At 68.3% G+C, this 18,467-nt stretch carries 6 protein-coding genes and 1 pseudogene; 3 read left to right on the forward strand and 4 right to left on the reverse strand.

The features are described 5' to 3' along the window. Window positions 1–14: 14 nt before the first annotated feature. The 3 genes from Pen02_RS39590 to Pen02_RS39600 all read right to left on the reverse strand — a co-directional run bounded on the left by Pen02_RS39590 (window position 15) and on the right by Pen02_RS39600 (window position 12,021). Window positions 15–6,269 carry an RHS repeat-associated core domain-containing protein gene (locus tag Pen02_RS39590; protein ID WP_203871349.1) on the reverse strand — a complete coding sequence of 2,085 codons (6,255 nt, stop codon included), beginning with the start codon at window positions 6,267–6,269 and terminating at the stop codon, window positions 15–17. A gap of 350 nt (window positions 6,270–6,619) precedes the next feature. Continuing rightward, on the reverse strand, window positions 6,620–8,908 hold the full coding sequence (locus Pen02_RS39595) for a S8 family peptidase (protein ID WP_203871350.1): 2,289 nt from the start codon (window positions 8,906–8,908) through the stop codon (window positions 6,620–6,622). Window positions 8,909–10,623: 1,715 nt separating this feature from the next. Further along, window positions 10,624–12,021, reverse strand: a complete 1,398-nt coding sequence (locus tag Pen02_RS39600) for a peptidoglycan-binding protein (protein WP_203871351.1) — start codon at window positions 12,019–12,021, stop codon at window positions 10,624–10,626. A 209-nt stretch (window positions 12,022–12,230) separates the two neighbouring features. On the opposite strand from Pen02_RS39600, the pseudogene Pen02_RS39605 reads away from it, so the two are divergent. Continuing rightward, window positions 12,231–12,437 (forward strand): annotated as a pseudogene (locus tag Pen02_RS39605) (hypothetical protein); the annotation flags it as partial. Here the strand turns inward: Pen02_RS39605 and Pen02_RS39610 are convergent. Beyond that, the gene (locus Pen02_RS39610) at window positions 12,382–12,699 is read right to left on the reverse strand and encodes a hypothetical protein (protein WP_203871353.1); all 318 of its coding nucleotides are present in this window, start codon (window positions 12,697–12,699) and stop codon (window positions 12,382–12,384) included. The pseudogene Pen02_RS39605 and the gene Pen02_RS39610 overlap by 56 nt on opposite strands. 258 nt (window positions 12,700–12,957) lie before the next feature. Here Pen02_RS39610 and Pen02_RS39615 point away from each other — a divergent pair, with 258 nt between their 5' ends. Together Pen02_RS39615 and Pen02_RS39620 are read left to right on the forward strand one after the other, a co-directional pair. Continuing rightward, window positions 12,958–13,599, forward strand: a complete 642-nt coding sequence (locus tag Pen02_RS39615; RefSeq protein ID WP_203871354.1) for an HNH endonuclease family protein — start codon at window positions 12,958–12,960, stop codon at window positions 13,597–13,599. 755 nt (window positions 13,600–14,354) lie between these two features. Beyond that, a complete protein-coding gene (locus tag Pen02_RS39620; RefSeq protein ID WP_203871355.1) occupies window positions 14,355–18,380 on the forward strand; it encodes a LamG-like jellyroll fold domain-containing protein in 4,026 nt (1,341 codons plus the stop codon). Window positions 18,381–18,467: the final 87 nt, after the last annotated feature.

Below are 18,467 nucleotides of genomic sequence, written 5' to 3' on the forward strand. Positions count from 1 at the left end.
CTTTCGGATAGCCGTCAGATCGACCAGAGAGGACCCAATTTGTCGACCAGGAGGCCGTATCCGATACCGAAACTAACGCCGGGCGGAGAGGTTCCGTATTCGATCGCGTGGTGGGTCTGGGTTACGGCGATGCCCAGGAATGCGGACCTCCCCAGACTCACGCTAGCCGACCCTGCCGCCCCTTCCGGGAAACTGCTGACATCAGCGCTGGTGGCCCGTCGCTGGTTCCTGTCGTAGACCCATCCCACCTTGACCGCGAAGCCGAAGCCCCCGATGTCGACGCCTGCGCTCATTCCACGCTCGCCGGAGGCGTAGACCTGTCCGGTCCGGGTGACCGTCACCGCGATCGCGATGTGCTGACCCTTGATCCCGAAGCTCACCGAGAGTGTCAGATAGTCGGGCGCCGCCGCGGCGCACAACGCCTTGTGCTGACCGCAGAAGGCAGCGACATACGCGCGGTTGAAAGCTTTGCTTATTTCCTCTTCGACCTTGGCGCATCGGCCGCCCACGTCGGGGACCGTGGCCAGGCACATTTTGAAACGCGCCTTGCCGATTGCGGTTTTCGCGGCCCCGTCGGCAGCCGCGTACAGCGCGTCTTCGACGGTTGTGGCCTTCGGTGTGGTTCGTTTCCACGGCGGAACGCGCTCGGCCTTGGGCAGCTTGTCGCAGTTCTTTCCCTGGTACCAGCACTGTTCCCGGGTCTTGGCGAGGTCCTTCTGCTTGCCCCGCAACGCGTCGGCGTCCGGCATGCAGGTGCTCTTCTTGGTGCTGGAGCAGCTGGCCAGGCCGCTCGGGTCCGTCCGGCTGACCGGGTTGTTGCCCGCGTAGGCGTAGCTGTTCATCCACTGCGGGTTGCGCAGGTCCAGCGCCGGGTCTGGGCTGATGAACCTGCCGACGGACGGGTCGTAGTATCGCGCGGACAGCAGACTCAGGCCGGTGTCGGCGTCCTCGGTCTTGCCGAGGAAACCGCGATCGGTGGCGGTGATGTCGTCACGGCCGCCCCGGTGCCCGCCGAACGGCAGGTAACGCTGTCGGTCGACACGGCCCGTGTCGTCGTCGATGGCGAGTTGCTCGCTGCGCTGCGGATCGGCGGCCAGCCAGGTCAGCCCTCGCTCGCTGCGCACGGCCACCACGGCGCCGTCGCCGGCGACGTAGTAGCGGGTGGCGGTGACCGAGGTGCCGGCTGCGCGCAGCTCCATGTCACCCAGGTAGACGGTGGTGCTACCCGGTTCCCGCCGGACCAGGCGCTCCCCGTCGGCCTGGTAGAGGTATTCGGTGGACTGGCCGGCGGTGGTGCTGCGGCGCAGGCGGCCCTCCTCGTCCCAGCTGAGGTCGGTCGTCGTTCCCGCCACCGTGCGCGACGTCATCTGGCCGGGGTCGTTGTAGCGGTAGCTGTCCGTGCGGTCGGGATAGGTGACGGCGGTGACGGCGTTGGGCCGGGCCGACCCCGTGGCTGGGTAGGCGTAGCTGCCCCGGCGCCCGTCCGTTTCGACGCTGGCGATGTTGCCGATCTCGTCGTAGGTGAACGTCTGCCGGTACGGATCGGGGCCCTTGCCGTCTGGGCTGTTCTGCGGACCAGCGGAGCAGTCCGGTTTGGTGGTGGTCCACGCGAAGGTGAGCCGGTTGCCGGTGTCGTAGGTGAAGCACTCCGACTGCACGCCGAGTTGGCCGTCGACGATGGCGGTCTTGTCGGCGACGCGGATGACGTTGTCGCTGTTGTCGTAGGAGAAGCTGTCGTCCTGCACCGTCACCGGCGCGGTGGTGTCCGCTTTAGTCAGGGTCGTCACGTTGGCCAGCCGGTCCGTCGCCGGGTCCCAGGTCAGCCTGCGGGAGATGTGCCCGAGAGCGCCGTACGAGCGCTGGCTGAGCTTGCCGGTACCGGTGTAGGTGGTGTCCTTGACGTAGACCGTTCCGGCGAGGTTGGAGGTGAGCGCGTTCGCCTGTCCCTGGTCGTTGTAGGTCGTGGTCACCTTTTCGGCGGGCAGCCCGCCGACGGCGGGCATGCCGATCTCGGTGCGCTGTCCCGCCCGATTGTAGGCGGCGGTGAACGAGTAGGTTCCGGCCAGCGCACCCTCGGCCGCCGGGATGGTGATCCGGGTGGCCGTGGGGCGGTTGTCGGCGTCGTACCCGGTGATCTCGTATCGGTAGGCGTCGGACCCGACCCACCGGGTCGCGGAGTCAAGCTGCCCGTCGGCCACGTTGTCGTAGGTCCATTCGGCGAGCTTGGTGCCGGTGTCCTGCTCTCCCGCCCACTGGGACGTTTTGCGTCCCAGGTCGTCGTAGCCGTACGAGATCTTCTGTCCCCGTCCGTCGACCGTTGACGTGAGGCGACCAGCGAGGTCGTAGCTCTTCGTGTTGCTGCCCGAGTCGGGGTCGGTGACGGCGACGACGCGGCCCTGCCAGTCGTACTGGAAGGTGCGCACGTTGCCCCGGGCGTCGATGATTTTGGTGACGTTGCCGTCGGTGTCGTACTCGTACCGCGTCTGCCGGGACACCCCTGGCTGCACCGCCTCGACGACTCGGACGACCCGCTCCTCGCGGTCGAACCAGTACTCGGTGCTGCCACCGGTGGGCGGGCTCACCGTGACCAGGTCCTCCCCGGCGTACGTGGCCCGCACCTGCCGCTGGTCGACCCCGTTGGTCGTGTGCACAGCCGCGGTGGTTCGCTCGGCGCCGTCGCGCACATACCTGGTCGCGATGGGGATGGCGGCCCTGGCGGGGTTGAGCAGACCAGCGCCGGGGGCGGCGGCGTTGTGCATTGGCGAGGTGTTGACCGCCAGCTGGCCTCGGCCGTCGTACTGGCTCGCCACCACGATCCGGCCGCCGGCCGGCGAGGGGGTCTGCGCCTCGCGGATGCGCCCGAACCCGTCGTCGTAGGCGTAGCTGGCCTGCCATCGGGCGCTGGCTCCGGTGCCGGACAGGAGCTTCTCCGTCAAGGTCCGCACGGGCGCGGTCGGCTGGCCCGTGCTGCCGTTGTACGCGAGCGTGTACGACATCCGGCTGCTCGGCGTGCCGCCGCCACGGGGTTCACCCGGCCCCCAAGCGGCAGTGGCGCGGCCGAGCGGGTCGTAGTCCAGCTCGGTCATCCGGCCCTGCGCGTCGCGGATCCTTACCGGCTGCCCATGCGCGCGGCTGGACCAGGTCGTGGTCTCGTGGTTGGCCGGGTTGGTGGTGGTCACGCCCGCGTCGGGGAACCCGACGGGCGGGTTGTACGTCGTGGTGGTGATCTTGCCGACCGGGTCGGTCACCGAGACGACCCGGCCGTAGTCGTCGAACGCCGTTCTGGTCACAGCGATGCGGCTGGCGTCGACCCACCGGCGCTCCTGGGTGGCGTTGCCGTCGGCGGGCTGGGTGGCGTTGTCGTAGGCCAGTTCCGTCCGTCCGGTGATCGCGCCGGCGGTGCAGGTGTCGCCCGTGCGCTCCTCGATGACGACGGGAAAGGAGATCAACCATTGCGTGGTGTTCCGGGCGTACCTCGTCGTGGTGCAGGTGTTGTCGGTGGCGAGACCGTCGACGCCGTAGTCGTTGCGGCGGGTCGGCAGACCGTACGTGTCATAGGTGGTACGCAGGTCGGTGTAGCGGAAGCCCCCCGCGTTCAGCGCTTGGCGGCCGCGCGTTCGCACGTCGTCCACGCGCCCTGGGTCGAGCACACCGGGACCGTCACCGGTGGTCACGCGCGCGAACTCGTGCCGGGTCGACTCGGTTTCGGCGTACTGGCGCGGCGAGTAGCTCGTCATGTTCCACTGCGTTTTTTGAAGCGAGCGGCCGGCGAACACCGCGAGGTCGTCCCACACGCCGCCGTCGAAGTCGGTGAGCCGGAGCTGTTTTCGGGTGCCGTCGGCGTAGACATCGTCGAACATGCCACGGAAGAACGTGTCGGTGGTGACCGTGTACCCGGCCGGGTCGGTGCCGGATCCTTTGAGGGTGCGCACGGTCTCGTAGCCGCGTGCCTCGCTCCAGGACGCGGTCTCGAGTTGGGCGGTGCCCCCGGATGTGGGGACGGTGAGCTTCGTGCCGAGGTAGTTCACCGGAAACGCCCACGCCGGCCGGCCCTGGTAATCGTAGGATGTCACGACGTCCGGGGACGCGGCGACGGTGTCGCGTTCGACGACCCTGGTGACGTGGTACTTGTGGTAGACGCCCCACATCACCTCGGGGCCGCCGCCGAACGGCATCCAGAAGTCGTACGTGCGGAAGCAGTCCTGGTTGTTGCGGTCCCACCGGAGCGCGTTGTACCAGTCGGAGTAACCGTCGGCCTCCGCGCCGCCGTCGGGGCACGCGTTCGGTCTGCCGTAGGTCACCTCAATCCGCCCGCCGTAGCCGTTGTGCACGGTGGCGATGCGCGGCAGGATCGCCTTCGGCTTGATCAGGAAGAAGTCGGCGCCCCAGTCCACGCGCCCGTTGAGTTCGATCGCGTCGAAGTCCACCGGGGGCAGCCGCACCTCGCCTGAGCCGATCAGGCCGACCGGACGGATGTAGTCCAGCCACAGCGTCGGCGTGCAGCAGCCGTTGCTGCCTGCCTCCGGCGAGCGGACGTACTTGAAGCGCAACTGCAGCTTGTGGACGTCGTCCCACGCACCGGTCGCGCCGTCGAGGGCGTAGGTCACGACCGAGTCCAGCCGCCGCATGATAAAAAACGCGGGCGAGCCGTTGTTGCACTGATAGGTTTCGCACCGGACGAGGTCGTCCGGCACGTCCCAGGAGCCGCCGCACATCAGGTTCCCGGTTCCGGTGTCGATCGGGTACGGGCTGGCCAACGGGTCGTCGCGTTCCGTGGTGCTCGAGCAGCGCGACACCATGTTGAACGCGATTTTCGTGGTGGGCCGGCTCGCGGCGATGCTGGTGTTCGAACCCCACTCGATGCGATCAAGGTAGCCGCCGCGATCGTAGTCAATCGGCGTGTAGACGGACGTCGGCGGGTCGGTGCAGCAACTTCCCGTCTCGTAGTAGAGGTACTTGCCCGACTCTCGCTTCCAGTGGTAAGTGGTCAGGTTTTCGTTGGCGTCGACGATCTGGTCGAGGTTCCAGCGCCACGGCGCGAAGCACATGCCGGGGTAGTCCCGGCCGCCGTTGGCGTACTGGTCGTTGCACGGCTCCCCCGGGTCGTCACCCGCGTACGGGATCTGCCACATCGAGTTCCGCTCGAAGCCGAAGCGGTGGACGTCGCCGGCCTGTGTGGTGACAAGCCAGTAGGGCTGGCCGCCGGCGCCGCCGTCGACATGCACGATTTTCCAGCCGTAGTCCTCCTCCGTTTTCCACGTTCCGGTAAGCCGGTCCTTGACGATTCGACTGGAACGACCGCCCAGTGACAGGTACAGATCCGAGTTAGTAGGGTCCGTTGTCTCGGCCTGCCCATCGTTTTCGTCCGGCGACTCCCAACAGAAATGGCCCCAGTTCTTCTGCTTGGACTTCTTGCCGGGTCCGGTGGCGTCCTCAGCGCACGGCTTGTAACGGCGCTCGATGTAGTCCGAACCGAGCTGCCAGCCCAGGCCCGTCCAACCCGCCTGGGCGTTGGTGGCCGCCGTCATCCCGTCGACCGCGGACGAGTTGTACCGGAACGCGAGCTCCGGGCCCTTGCCCTGCGGTGAGGCGGGCACCGGCACCGGGTAGCTGTAAGTGAACGACCCGGACGACAACCCGGTCTGCCAACTCCCGGTCGGTGCGAGATCGGTAGCGCCGAAGTTGCCCGAGAACGATCCGCCCGCGGCCGTGGCAAGCATCAGCACCGGCGCCGGCTCACTAGCGGGCCCGGGCGTCACCTCGACCACCAGCCGTTGCCGGGACAGGTCGTTGCGCGCCGGCACCCACTCGCGCTCAGGCATCCTGACCACTCGCAACCGGCCAGCGAAGCCACCACCGTGGGCGTTGGCGAAGCCGGAATAGTTCATCTCCAGCCGCACCTTCTCGGCGGAGCGCCGGTCATCCACACGCCACACCCGAACACCGAGCCCCGTGCCACCCAGCCGGGCGACGTTCTCCGGGTCCAGGGTCTCCACGGTCACCTCGGTGGTGCCCGTAGCGTCGACACGTGGCAGGGACACTCGGTTGCGCCCAGCGACCGGGTACACCGACGTACGCCGGGTAAGCGGCCGCGTCATGTCCTCAGCCCCTGGCTCCCGCTGCGCGGCTGGCACGGGGGTTCCAGCGACCATCGGATCAGCCTGCGAATCGCCGTCCTCCGTCGGCGCCTGCGGCGAGCCGGCGGTGAGCAACGACAGAATCAGCGCGCACGCAGCCGTCAACAGACCGGTCGACCTGCGTCTGTTCATGAGTCGGTACCTCCTTGAGCGGATGGGCAAGGCACCGTCGCCCGACTATGTGCCCCAACCACACCGAAACGCGCCGGTCCGGCGTCGTGATCATGTCCGAGCCCACCTTGGGCGAGCCTTCTGCAAACGTTGAGTCCGCAGGTCATTGACCGCGTCACAGGGCATTTGCCCGCTACTTCGGCGTTTGCCGCCATCGCGACGGCAGACAGGTCGCCGTCCGGCGATGACCTCTTCGGCGAAGCCGCGTTGTCCAGAGCCCGGCATGATCAAATTGCCTGGTTGGCCAACTTCGACCGTGGGGCTCGTCCGCATCGCACCATGGACGAACCCCACGGCCGGGTGGGCGTCCGTTACAGGGTCAGTGCCCAACTGTCGAGGTGGCCAGTGTCCCCCGTGGCCGCGTCCCGTACCCGCAGCCGCCAGGTGCCGGCCCGGGCCTCGCCGGAGAGATCCAGGGTGTATGTCTCGTCGATGTCCTGCGTGCTCCCGCCGGCCCGGTCGTGCAGCACGTAGACACTGCCGTCCGGCGCCACCAGGCTGACGACCAGATCACCGATCCAGGTGTGCACGATATGCACCTCGACCGTGCTGGTCGCCGAGGCGTTCCCGGCACAGCCGGCGATCGTGACCCCGCTCGTCACGGTCGACATGTCGGGGATCGTGACGTCCGTCGGGTTACTGCCGACGCAGCGAACCGGGGTGCCGCCACCGGCGAGGTTGAGCGTCCAGGAGTCGATGAAGCCGGTGTCCTGCGACGCCACGTCCTCTACCCGCAGCCGCCACGTGCCGTTGGCGGCCTCGCCGGCCAGGTTCACGGTGTACGTCTCATCGACATTGTCGGCCCCGCCCCCGGTCAGACCACGCAGCAGATAGCTGCTGCCGTCGGGTGCCAGCAGGGTGAGGATCAGGTCCTCGACCCAGGTGTGCACGATGTGCACCTCGACCGTGCTGGTCGCCGAGGCGTTCCCGGCACAGCCGGCGACGGTCACCGCGCTCTCCACGATCGACTCGTCCTCGATCGTGACGTCGGTGGGGTTCGACTGGGAACATCCGGGTGGGCCGGTGACGGTCAGGGTGAACGTCGCGGTACGCGCGGCGTAGCTGCCCGTGCCGGTGACGGTGACCGGGTAACTGCCCGGTGGCGTCGCGGCGCCGGTCTGGACCACGAGCGTGGCGGATCCGCCCGACGTGATCGACGACGGGGTGAACGACGCGGTCGCGCCCGCCGGAAGACCGCTCGCGGCGAGCGTGACGGGCTGCCCGGAGCCGGCCGTGACCGTGGTGGCGACCGTCGCGGTCACCGACCCGCCCGGCTCGGTGGCCCCGTCGGCCGGGGAGAGAGCGATGGCGAAGTCGTGGGCCGGCGGCGGCGCGTTCGGGACGTACAGCAGCACGTTAGGAGACCCGGCGCCGGGGCTGGTGACCACCCCGGTGGTGCCGTTGTTCACGAGGTGGTCGCGGATCTGCTGCGGGGTGAACGAGGGATTCTGCGCGAGGACGAGCGCGGCGGCGCCGGCGACGTGCGGGCTGGCCATCGACGTACCGTCCCAGCCATCGCTGGAGGTGTTGCTGTCCATGGTCGAGGAGGTGATGTTCACACCCGGCGCGAAGATGTCCACGCAGTTGCCGTAGTTGGAAAAGCTGGCGCGGGCGTCGTTTCCGCCGTAACTGCCCTCCGCGCCGCCCGTGGCGGCCACGGTGATGGCCTTGGGCTCGCTGGCCGGAGAGCTACCGCACGCGTTGATGTTGTCGTTGCCGGCGGCGACCGCGAACGTGACACCGTCGTCGATCGCACGGGCGACCGCGAGGTTGATCGCGCTGTCCGCAGGTCCGCCGATGCTCATGTTCGCGACCGCCAGCTCACCCGGGTCGTGGTCGCCGGCGACCCAGTCGACACCGGCCATGACCTGCCCCCACGTGCCATCGCCCACGCAGTCGAGCACGCGTACGGCGACCAGGGTGACGCCCTTGGCGACCCCGTACGGGCCGCCACCCACCGTTCCGGCCACGTGTGTGCCGTGCCCGTGGCAGTCGTCGGCGGATCCGCCGTCGATGGCGTCGAAGCCCGAGACCGCCCGCCCGCCGAACGCGGTGTGGGAGAACCTGATCCCGGTGTCGACGACGTACGCCCGCACCCCGCTGCCGATGACCGGGTAGGTGTAGCTGTTGTTCAACGGTAGCGATCGCTGGTCGATGCGGTCCAGTCCCCAGGACGGGGTGGGGCTCTGGGTGTCCCTGACCCGGACGCGATGGTTCTGCTCGACGAAGGCGACCGCCGGATCCGCCGCGATCCGCTTGGCCACCGCCGCGGGCGCGGTCAGCTCGAAGCCGCGCAGCGCGTGCCGGTACGTCCGCACGACCGTCCCGCCGCCGGAGCGGTCGGCGGTCTCCCGCGCCTGGCTGCGTACCGCGGTGGCGCTCACCCGCGCGTCCTTGAAGACGACCAGGTAGCTGTCCACGACCGCGGTCGGGCCGCCGGTGTGCCGGATGACGCCGTCGGCCGGCCCGGCGGCGACGGCCGGTACGGCGGGTGCGAACAGCGCCGCCGCCAGCACGCCGGCCGCGCCGGTCAGCGCGCTAAGCAGTCTGCCGCGGCCAGGCGGCCGGGTCCGGCCGCCTTCCCCCGTTGGAGTTCCCATGCTTCCCCTCTCACATTCGGACGTCGGATACCGACGTCACCACCAGATATCACCGCGATGTTCCGCGCCGCCCATATTTGATCGACGGACGCGCATAGCTAATTGCACTTATTGCCGCACACCCGCTGGATCCGATCTCCCGGCCACAGCCCGCCGAAACCCGGACAGTCATCGTCGAAGCAGAAACGCGAAATCGTCTTCCGACCCGAGGTGCTCTCCCGGAAAGCCCTTTCGCGCGACAGCTCGGGAATGCGCGCATCCGCTTCGCTGCGGCGGAATCGGGCGTCATGACTGGCGCCAATATCCTTGCTGCTGAGGGGGAGGCCCGCGAGGCGCCTTCGGCCTATGCGTCTACGTTAAAATGGGCAAAGACACCCAACCTTAGAGACCCCGTCCACCAGGAAATGGACCGTGCAGCCACTTGGATCAGGCAGACCTTCGGCTGCACCGTCGCACGGGAGGGGGCAAACTACTTCCAGTGCTGTCCGGTGGCGTTGGCTCACACCAGAGTTGGACTTTCAGTCGGCGGCTAAGCGCGCAAGCGCTGCTCGCTTTGCGGTGACGATCTGTCCGAGTTTCCACACCTCCCGGATGTTGCCTATCTCGTGCCGCGTGGAAACAGCGATCTTGTGTGGTGCCGGGTATGCCTCCGCGAGCAGAGTTGCGAGCACCTCAGCGATCAGACGTATCGAGCCGCCCTGGTTTCGACGATCGGCGAGATGACCCTTGAAGAGGTAAGTATGGTTGCAAAGCCAGCCCATCCGGACGCAAGGGGAGCCCGTTCGGTCGGAGCGCGAGATCGGCTACAAGAAAGGGAACACAACTCGATCATGAAAGACTCATTCCGTTCACTCTCGCAAGGCCCGCCGTCTCCTTGTCCCACCTGACCACCACCACCCGCCCCTCCGACCATGCCCATCGACCGTCACGATGGCACCGACACCAGCGCCGCGCCAAACAGACCCACTACCAGCGAAGACACCGAATCAACCAGCCGCGGCTGCAGCGGAGGCCTGCTCAGATATTGGCGTCCCAGCGGAAGCTTTGGAAAGGGCTCAGGGTCGTCCCGGACAGGGTGGAACCTGTCCGGCCTGCTTGTAGCGATGTCCCGGACGCTTGTCCGAAGGCCAACCGGGCAGGGGAACTCGCTCCCGCATCGTGGCCCTACGGGAGCAACAGGTACGTACTGCGGGTGGACGGTCAGGCGTGTGTGGGCATCAGGGGATCGGACGCCTCCGAGGGCACCGAGGCGGTGACGAGACGCTGCGTGGGCAAGGGCGGGCAGATCTTCATCATTGAAGCTGCGTCGTAACGGTCCGCCTACAGCGCAAGAAAGATGGACGTGTCGGTGGTCCCGTCGCCGCCAACGGTTGGGGCTGAGAACCTACGATCGTGCTCAGCGACGCTTCACACTCGGCCCTCTCCGGTGAGGTCGGCGGTGTACTCGATCAAGTTCGTACCGGCGCGGGCCTGCCAGCCGTAGACGGTGACGCCATCGTCGGCGAGGACGTCGGTCGCCCAGCCGCACGCCTGGTCGGTCTGGGCGGCGGTTCGTGGTCGGCGACCGGCTTGTCGTCGGCCAGCACGATGCAGCAGGCGCCCAGCCGATGACCAGCGCCCGCTTCCGGCGGAATCCTTACCTCTGACCGCGCGGGGGTCGGGATCACGTACACAACGTAATCCTGCACTTCATCTCGTGAGGTCACCGGTCCGGCTTAGACCGGAGCGGCGCACGCCCAGTGGCGGAAGTCCCTGGTACGGCTCCACACGGTCCGGGCCGCCGCCACGTTCCAGTGCAGGTCCAGCGCGGCGCGCGAATCCGCGCCGAGCGCCAGCAGTTCCACGTCGGAGAACTGGAACAGCCCCCACCGGCGGGATCCGTTCGCAAAGCCCATGATCCAGTACGGATCCAGTCGTGCCAGGCAGGTGGCGAGCCGTACGGCGCCCGCGGGATCCTCCGGAAACGCCTCCCTCAGTGTCCACTCGACCTCGCTCCTCGGCCAGAAGGGGACCTTGAGCGAGTCGGCGTGCAGGGCCCGTTTCACCCGGTCGTCCACGATCGAGGTCGACGGCAGGCCGGCCATGACCTGGAACGCCATCACCCGGATCTTGGTATAGGGCCCGAACCAGCCATCGACCGGCAGGTCGAAGCCGTGCGCCCGCAACCGCTCCTGCAGGACCTGCACGCAGCTGCTGTTCGCCCCCATCACCATGGTCGCCGGGCAGTCGCTCCACAGCACCAACGGCGTGCCGGCCTCCGTACGCCGGGCATCAGCGGAGGGCCCGACCACGACGACCAGAACGGCGGCCAGGGCAGCGACCACGACTCCCGCCACGACGATCACGACCCGACGGGTACGACCGAGCCGCCCCGCCCTCCGGCGAAGCCCGGCAAACAGGCCCGGCACTCCCAGCAGCACCCCCGACTCGCCCGACACCCCCGACAGCCCAGATTCGCGTCCCAGCCCTGACTCGACTGGTGTTGTCGATTGGACGTCGACGGTCGCGGTATCTGTGGTCTGATCCGCCGTCCGGCCGGCGTGGAGCGGGATGTCAGCAAATGTCGGACCCGTCGCAGCCGTCTCCGGTGGATCGGCCCGGCCCGCCGCGATCCGCTGCCGGACCGTCAGCCAACGCTCGACCTCCGGCGAATCGCGACCGCAGGCGGTCAACAGCGCGACGACCAGATCCTCACGGGGCAGGGTGGGCCGACCGAGCATGGTGGCCAGCGTGCTCCGGGGCAACCAGTGCCCGGCCCCGACGCAGCGGCGCTCGATTTCCCGATAGGTCAGACCGGAGCGCTCCCGCACCTGTCGCAGCAGTGCGACGTAGTCGCCGGCCGTGGCCGCCGTGGCAACGTCGGTCCGGTCGGCGTCTCCGCGCGGTACACGTTTCGGCTGAGGCAGCGGCACACGTTCCCCCTTGAGGCACTCGTCACCGTCACACACCTTGCCGCACCAGTACACGTCGATATCGGACGCTGGCGCAAGCCGCGTCGCCGGCCCTCGGGCCGCCCGGGACAGCCATCCGGCAAGGCCGTGTGAGCGGCACAGGGCTCGTGTGATGCCTACGCGGTCGGGGCGGGATCGTCTGCTCCATGATTTGCGCCGCACGGTGCTCCGCCTCGGGCAGTACGTCCACATAGAAGTCGTTCGTGGTGCGGTGCTGGGCGTGCCGTAGCCGCTTCTGCATGACGTGCTGGGGAACGCCGTGTTCGGCGCCTACCGTCGCGTTGGAGGCCCGGCCGTCGTGCAGGACGATGAAGGGCCGAGGACGGCATCGCCGACGAGGTCGCCGTGGCCGCCCCAGGCTCGCCCGATGACGGGGCGCCACGCCTGGACGTTGGTGGCGGCGCAACGTCGTGGAACGCTGCTTCAACCGACTCAAGCAATGGGGCGACCTGGCCACCCGCTACGCCAAACCGGCATCCCTGTATCGGGCCGGCCTCGTACTCATCGCCACCATCATCTGGCTCATGACCGCTCGGATGCGTCATCCAGGGTCACAAGCCCGTTCAGCTCACCGATGACCCGCAGGTCTAGATCCCAACGTCGCGCGAGATCGGTGATCACCGCGTACTCCTCACCTGTCAGCCGGACCCGGTAGTCGAGGGCGTTGACGCAGAGCGTCTCCAGCCCGAGTTGCTCCTCGCCCGCCATCACATCCACCAGCGAGTCCGCAAGCCGTGGATCGAGAGGTGCACCCATCTCGGCCTCAGCCTGCACATCCGCCCGTCCCGACAGCGCCTCGACCAGACGCTCAAAACGCCGGCGGTCCTCGGTCCAGTACACGATCGAAGCATGTCATGACCAGGACCGACGATTCATGATCGACAGGACACGCCCTAGGCGCCCAGCCCACCTCGGCACGCCGCCCCTTCAAATGGGCGAAGCGGCGCGGTGTTCGCCCGGCTATCCGAGCGGGTCATCACGCCAAAGCCCGCAGTCATCCGGTATCTCCCGAACCCGGTGCTTCGCTGGTTACATGACTGTCACAGCAGGGTCGCGGCACGCGACCACAACCTGCCCCCGCACCCCCGGGAGGTACCCATGCGACGCCGCATCCGGCTCGTCCTCGCCACGACCGTCGCCACCGCCGCGGTCGCCACGACCACCCTCGTCGCCGCACCCGCCGGCGCCACCCCGCCCGGCATCCCATCGAAGGCCACCGCCCAGTCGAACCTGAACGCGTTAACCGTCGCCGCCGAGTCCGGCAGCGGCTACAACCGAGACCTGTTCCCGCACTGGATCACGATCAGCGGCGCCTGCAACACCCGCGAGACGGTGCTGCGGCGCGACGGCAGCGGAGTCGGCGTGGACAGTTCCTGCTACCCGACCTCGGGAAGCTGGTACAGCCCGTACGACGGGGCGACCTGGACCAACCCGGCCGACGTCGACATCGACCACATCGTGCCCCTCGCCGAAGCCTGGCGGTCCGGGGCGAACTCGTGGACGACGAGCCGTCGCCAGTCGTTCGCCAACGACCTGAACGGCCCGCAACTGATCGCCGTCACCGACAACGTCAACCAGAGCAAGGGTGACCAGGACCCGTCCACCTGGCAGCCGTCCCGGACCGCCTACCGCTGCACGTACGCCAAGATGTGGATCCGCACCAAGTACAACTGGAGCCTGCGATTGCAGTCGGCGGAGAAGTCGGCGTTGCAGACCATGCTCAACACCTGCACCTCCTGACGGTTGCAGCGGCCCGGCCCGGGGTGTGCCGGGCCTATCGGCTTGGGGCGGACGGTGGCGGAGTTCGGCACTCGCTCGCGTTGCGCTTCGCCGCGTCGGTGCACCTCGTGGCAGTCCGGCCGCTGCCCAGACATCGGGCCTGCTTGATCGGCCCGCCGCGCGGTTGTCGGTGCGGTGGTGTGTCAGGTGCGAGACGAGGCTGACGATGCTGTGGATCTCGTCGGTCGCGGTGCGTGCCGGCCAGCGGGTGGCTGATGTTGCCCTGCCCGGTTTGTGGTCACCAGTTGTGATGTCACTTTACAGATGATCTTCAGGGTCTATAGAGTCTGCGCGCTGTTACATCTTGACCACGGGGGGTTGTGGTGGGTGCTGGTCGTGTGTCGACGCTGCCGCGTCGTTGGTGGGCGCGTAAGAGGCAGCGTTGGGTGGCGGCCGGTGTCGCGTTGACGCTTGCGATTGGAGCCGCGCCGGCATTGGCTGAACGGCCTGTGGCGGCGCAGGTGGGATGCGTGGCCGAGGTTGCGTCGGAGGCGCAAGCGGTCGCGGCTGCTGGGGCGTGTGATGGGCCGGTAGTAGTGGGCTCGTCGTGGTCGGAGTTCGCGCGGGTGGTGGCCCAGCCGGATGGTGGCTTGACCTTCGAGTCCGGGGTGGTGCCGTTGTGGGCGCGGCGGGCGGATGGTAGTTGGGCGGATGTCGACCTGCGTCTGTCTGCGGGGGGCGATGGCCGGCTGCGGCCGGCGGTCTCGGTCGCGGACGTGACATTCTCCAATGGCGGTACGGGTCCGCTGGTGTCGCTGACCCGGGAGGGGCGGACGTTCACTGTCGGGTGGGCGGCGGGGCTGCCGGTGCCGTCGGTGTCGGGTGACACCGCCACCTACGCGGAGGTGCTGCCGGGCGTCGATTTGACGGTGCAGGCGACCCGGACCGGGTTCTCGCACCTGTTGGTGGTCAAGACGGTGCAGGCGGCGGCGAATCCCGCGGTCCGGCAGATCCACTTCGACCTCGGCGGTAGCGCCCGAGCTGTCGGTCTGCCGAGTGGGGCGCTGCGGGCCCAACAAGACGCTCAGGTGGTGGCGTCGGCGGAGCCGGCGGTGATGTGGAACTCGGCCGACCAGACTCCTGCGGCGGGCCGGGCCGCGGGGGTGGCGGGGGAGTCGACGGCTGATGGGCCGGCCGCTGGGGCGGAGACGGCGCCGGTGCGGACGGCGGTGACCGCCGAGGGTGACCTGGTGTTGACACCGGACGTGGAGATGTTGACCGGTGCGCCGGAGGAGTTTCCGGTGTTCATCGACCCGGCATGGTCGGTGCGGCAGAGCCGGTGGGCGTACGCGACCGACGACAACTGCTCGAACGCCGACTACACCGTGGCGCGGATGGGCTACAGCCCAGAGGGTCCCTGTATCGGGAGTGTTTTCCGGTCATTCTTCCAGTTCCCGACGACCAGCAGTGGAGTGTCACTGGCGGGAAAGCACATCGCAGACGCGTACGTGCAGATGAAGCTGACGCACTCGTACTCGTGCGGTGACACCTGGGCGTACATGTATCAGACGCCGGTGATCGATCACGCGATGAAGGCGACGTGGTCGAAGATGTCGTTGGGCACCTTGCTGGACGGTACGGCCGGGCACGCAAACGAGGAGGGCGGGTGCGGCGCCCTCCAACCCGACATGATCATGAACTTTGACTCGTCGGTGGTGACGACCAAGGTCCAGGCGGTGGCGGACCACTGGGCGACGTCGTGGACGGTGGGGTTCTCCGCGCGGGACAGCGAGGGCGCGAACGAGGGAACGTTGGATCGGTGGAAGAAGTTCGTGCCGGCGGACGCCAAGCTGGTTGTCGAGTACGACTCGAAGCCGGGTAAGCCGACGGGCCTGCAGGTGGCGGGTGTGGCGTGCCCGCCGTCGAGCGGCGTCGGGATCGGCACCCTGACCCCGACGTTCTCGGCTGTCTACCCGGATGCCGACAACACCCAGTCGTTGACGGGAACGTATGAGTGGGTTGAGGTGCCGGCCGGTGGTATCGGCCTGGTCACGGACACGTTCCCGGTGCGGCTGCCGCGGCCGCCGACGGCGTCAGCGGCGGCGAACGAGCGTGCCACCACGGTCTCGGTGACCGGGTTGGCGGAGGGAAAGACGTACGCGTTCCGGGTGACGTCGGTGGATCCGTACGCGCAGTGGAGCGGCTGGTCGGTATGGTGCCAGTTCACCGTCGACAACCACGGCCCACCTGCGCCGGTGATCAACCCGCCGGCGCAGGCGGGTGGCCCGGGCAGCCCGGTCACCTTCCAGGTCAGCGTCAGTGATGCCGATGTGACGAAGTTCCGGTACTCGTGGACCGGTGACCCAGCCGCGACCGCACGGGTCCGCGTGCACCCGGGCACCGGAACGGGCGGGTTGACGGAGACGTGGTCGGAGCCGGCGGTCGGCTGGCAGGTCGACGGCAGCACCGTGTTCAGCCCGGGTGACCTGTCCGGTGATGGCAAGCCGGACGTGGTGTTCCGCCGCGCCACCGACCGCAGCCTCCAACTGGTGACCGGCAACGGCGCGGGCGGATTCACCGCCGCGCCCCAGACGCTCGACTCCGGAAACTGGTCGACGGCCCAGTACCTGTTCTCCCCGGGCGACTTCTCCGGCGACGGGCGGCCCGACCTGCTCTACCGCAATGCCGGCGACCTGCACCTGTACATGCGTCGCGGCACCGCTACCGGCGGCCTGGAGAGCACCGCGGTGCAGGTCGGCGTCGGCTGGTCCGCCGCGAACTGGATCTTCTCCCCGGGCGACTTCACCGGTGACGGAAAGCCGGACGTGCTGTACCGCAGCTCGGCCAACTCGGCCCTCTACATGGTGCGGGGTAACGGCACGGGTGGCTGGGCTACCGGCAGGTCGGAGCCGATCGGGAACAGTTGGGGCGCGCTGGAACTGCTGGCTGGGCAGGGGGACTTCTCCGGGGATGGCAAGCCCGACCTGCTGTACCGGCACAGGAGCGACAACAGCCTGAGGATGACCCGTGGCAACGGCACGGGCGGCTGGGCCACCGGTATGTCGGAGCTGATCGCCCCGGGATGGGGTGACGTGTCTGGGCTCGTCACCCCGGGGGACTTCACCGGTGACGGCAAGCGGGACGTCCTGGCGGTGCTCCCGACCGCCAACTTCGGCGAGGTCACCGCGTCCGGTACGCCGGTGAAGACCGCTCAGATCACGGTGATGGTGCCCGGCTATGGGCAGAACACGTTGTGGGTCCGGGCCACCGACTCGACGGGGAATCTCGGCCACCTCGCGTCCAGAACCCTCCAACTGGTGGGCCCGCGGTCGCCGACGGCGTCGTGGGGCCTGGAGACCAATCCGGGACGTACCCGGACGCAGGCGCTCGAGGACCTGCGACCTGACCCCGACGATGACGACGGGCCTACCAACCTGACGGCGTCGAACGTGGCTTGGCGGGCTGACGGCCGGCTCGTCGGCGGCGAAACGGTCTCCTTCAACGGCACCTCCTCCTACCTGACCGCCGCACCCCAGGCCTTGGACACCTCGGAAAGCTTCTCCGTCGCGGGATGGGTGAATCTCGCTGACAAGTCGGCCGACCGGACGGTCCTGGCCAAGGACGCCAACGGCAACGAGTCGCTGCGGCTGCTGTACCAGCAGAGCACGGACCGGTGGCTGGCCCGGGTGCCGTCTGCCGCGACGGGCACGGTCACCTGGTCGGAAGTCCGGTCCACGACGGTGCCCGCCACCGGAGTGTGGACCCACCTCGCCGTCGCGTACGACAGCGCCGAGGACACCCTCAGCCTCTACGTCAATGGCATGGTCGAGGACCGTGTCGACGGGGTGGCCACGTTCAACGACACCGGGCATTCGACGTGGGTGGGGCGGTCGAAGACGACGTGGTGGAAGGGTGAGATCGCCGATGTGCAGGTCTTCGACCGGACACTGGTCGCGCACGACTTCACCGGACAGTTGGCGAAGGACCCCACCTCCGGCGGGGTCAGCCACCCCGGCGTCCTGACCCCTACAAGGGTCGCGGACTGGACCTTCGACGACGCCTTCCCCTGCTACGAGCCGGTCGTCGAACCCGACGTCTGCCAGGCCCTCGACAGGGGTCCGTTCCAGCGTCGGCTCGCTCTCTCGGAGGGGGTGAACGTCGGTCAGGGAACGCGTGGCCCCGGGCTGGTCCTGAACGACACCTGGGACCTGGACCCGTTCGATCCCCGGTCCGGGGAGTTGAGCACTGAATACGGTTGGTCCCAGACCAACAGCGGAACACCCCAGGTGCCGGTCTGGCAGGACGGGGCGGTGCTGCGGACCGACGACTCCTACACCGTCTCCGTCTGGGCCTACCGTGATGGTGACGTCGGCGAGCGAACTTTGCTGTCGCAGCCTGGAACGAGCACATCCGCGTTCTCGATCAGGCACACGCCGGACGGTGACGGCGAGTGGCAGTTCATCGTCAGTGACGAGGACAGTTCGGCAAGCCTCCACGCATCCGTGGAGTCCCAGATGCCGGCAGGAGAGGACGCCTGGGTCCATCTGGTTGGCGTCTTCGACGCCGCTCGAGGCCAGATGCGCCTGTACGTGCAGGGGCAGCCGGCGGGGATGACGTTGCTGCCGTGGACGCCGATGGCGTCGACCGGCCCGTTGCAGGTGGGACGCAGTTTGTCCAATCCGACGCAGCCCGAGTACTGGCTCGGCGGTGTAGAGGACCTGCGGGTGTATCAGGGCGCGATGACCGACGCCCAGGTGGAGAGCCTCCACCACGAGCAGGCCGTCGATCTGCCAGCCATGTGACCACGGCCCACCACCCGCAGCCTCTCGTCCCTGCCCGTCGCCCTACCCGACAGCGTCATCGACATCTGTTGCCCGATCGCGGAGGAT

This window comes from Plantactinospora endophytica (assembly GCF_016862915.1).
Taxonomy (GTDB): Bacteria; Actinomycetota; Actinomycetes; order Mycobacteriales; family Micromonosporaceae; genus Plantactinospora; species Plantactinospora endophytica.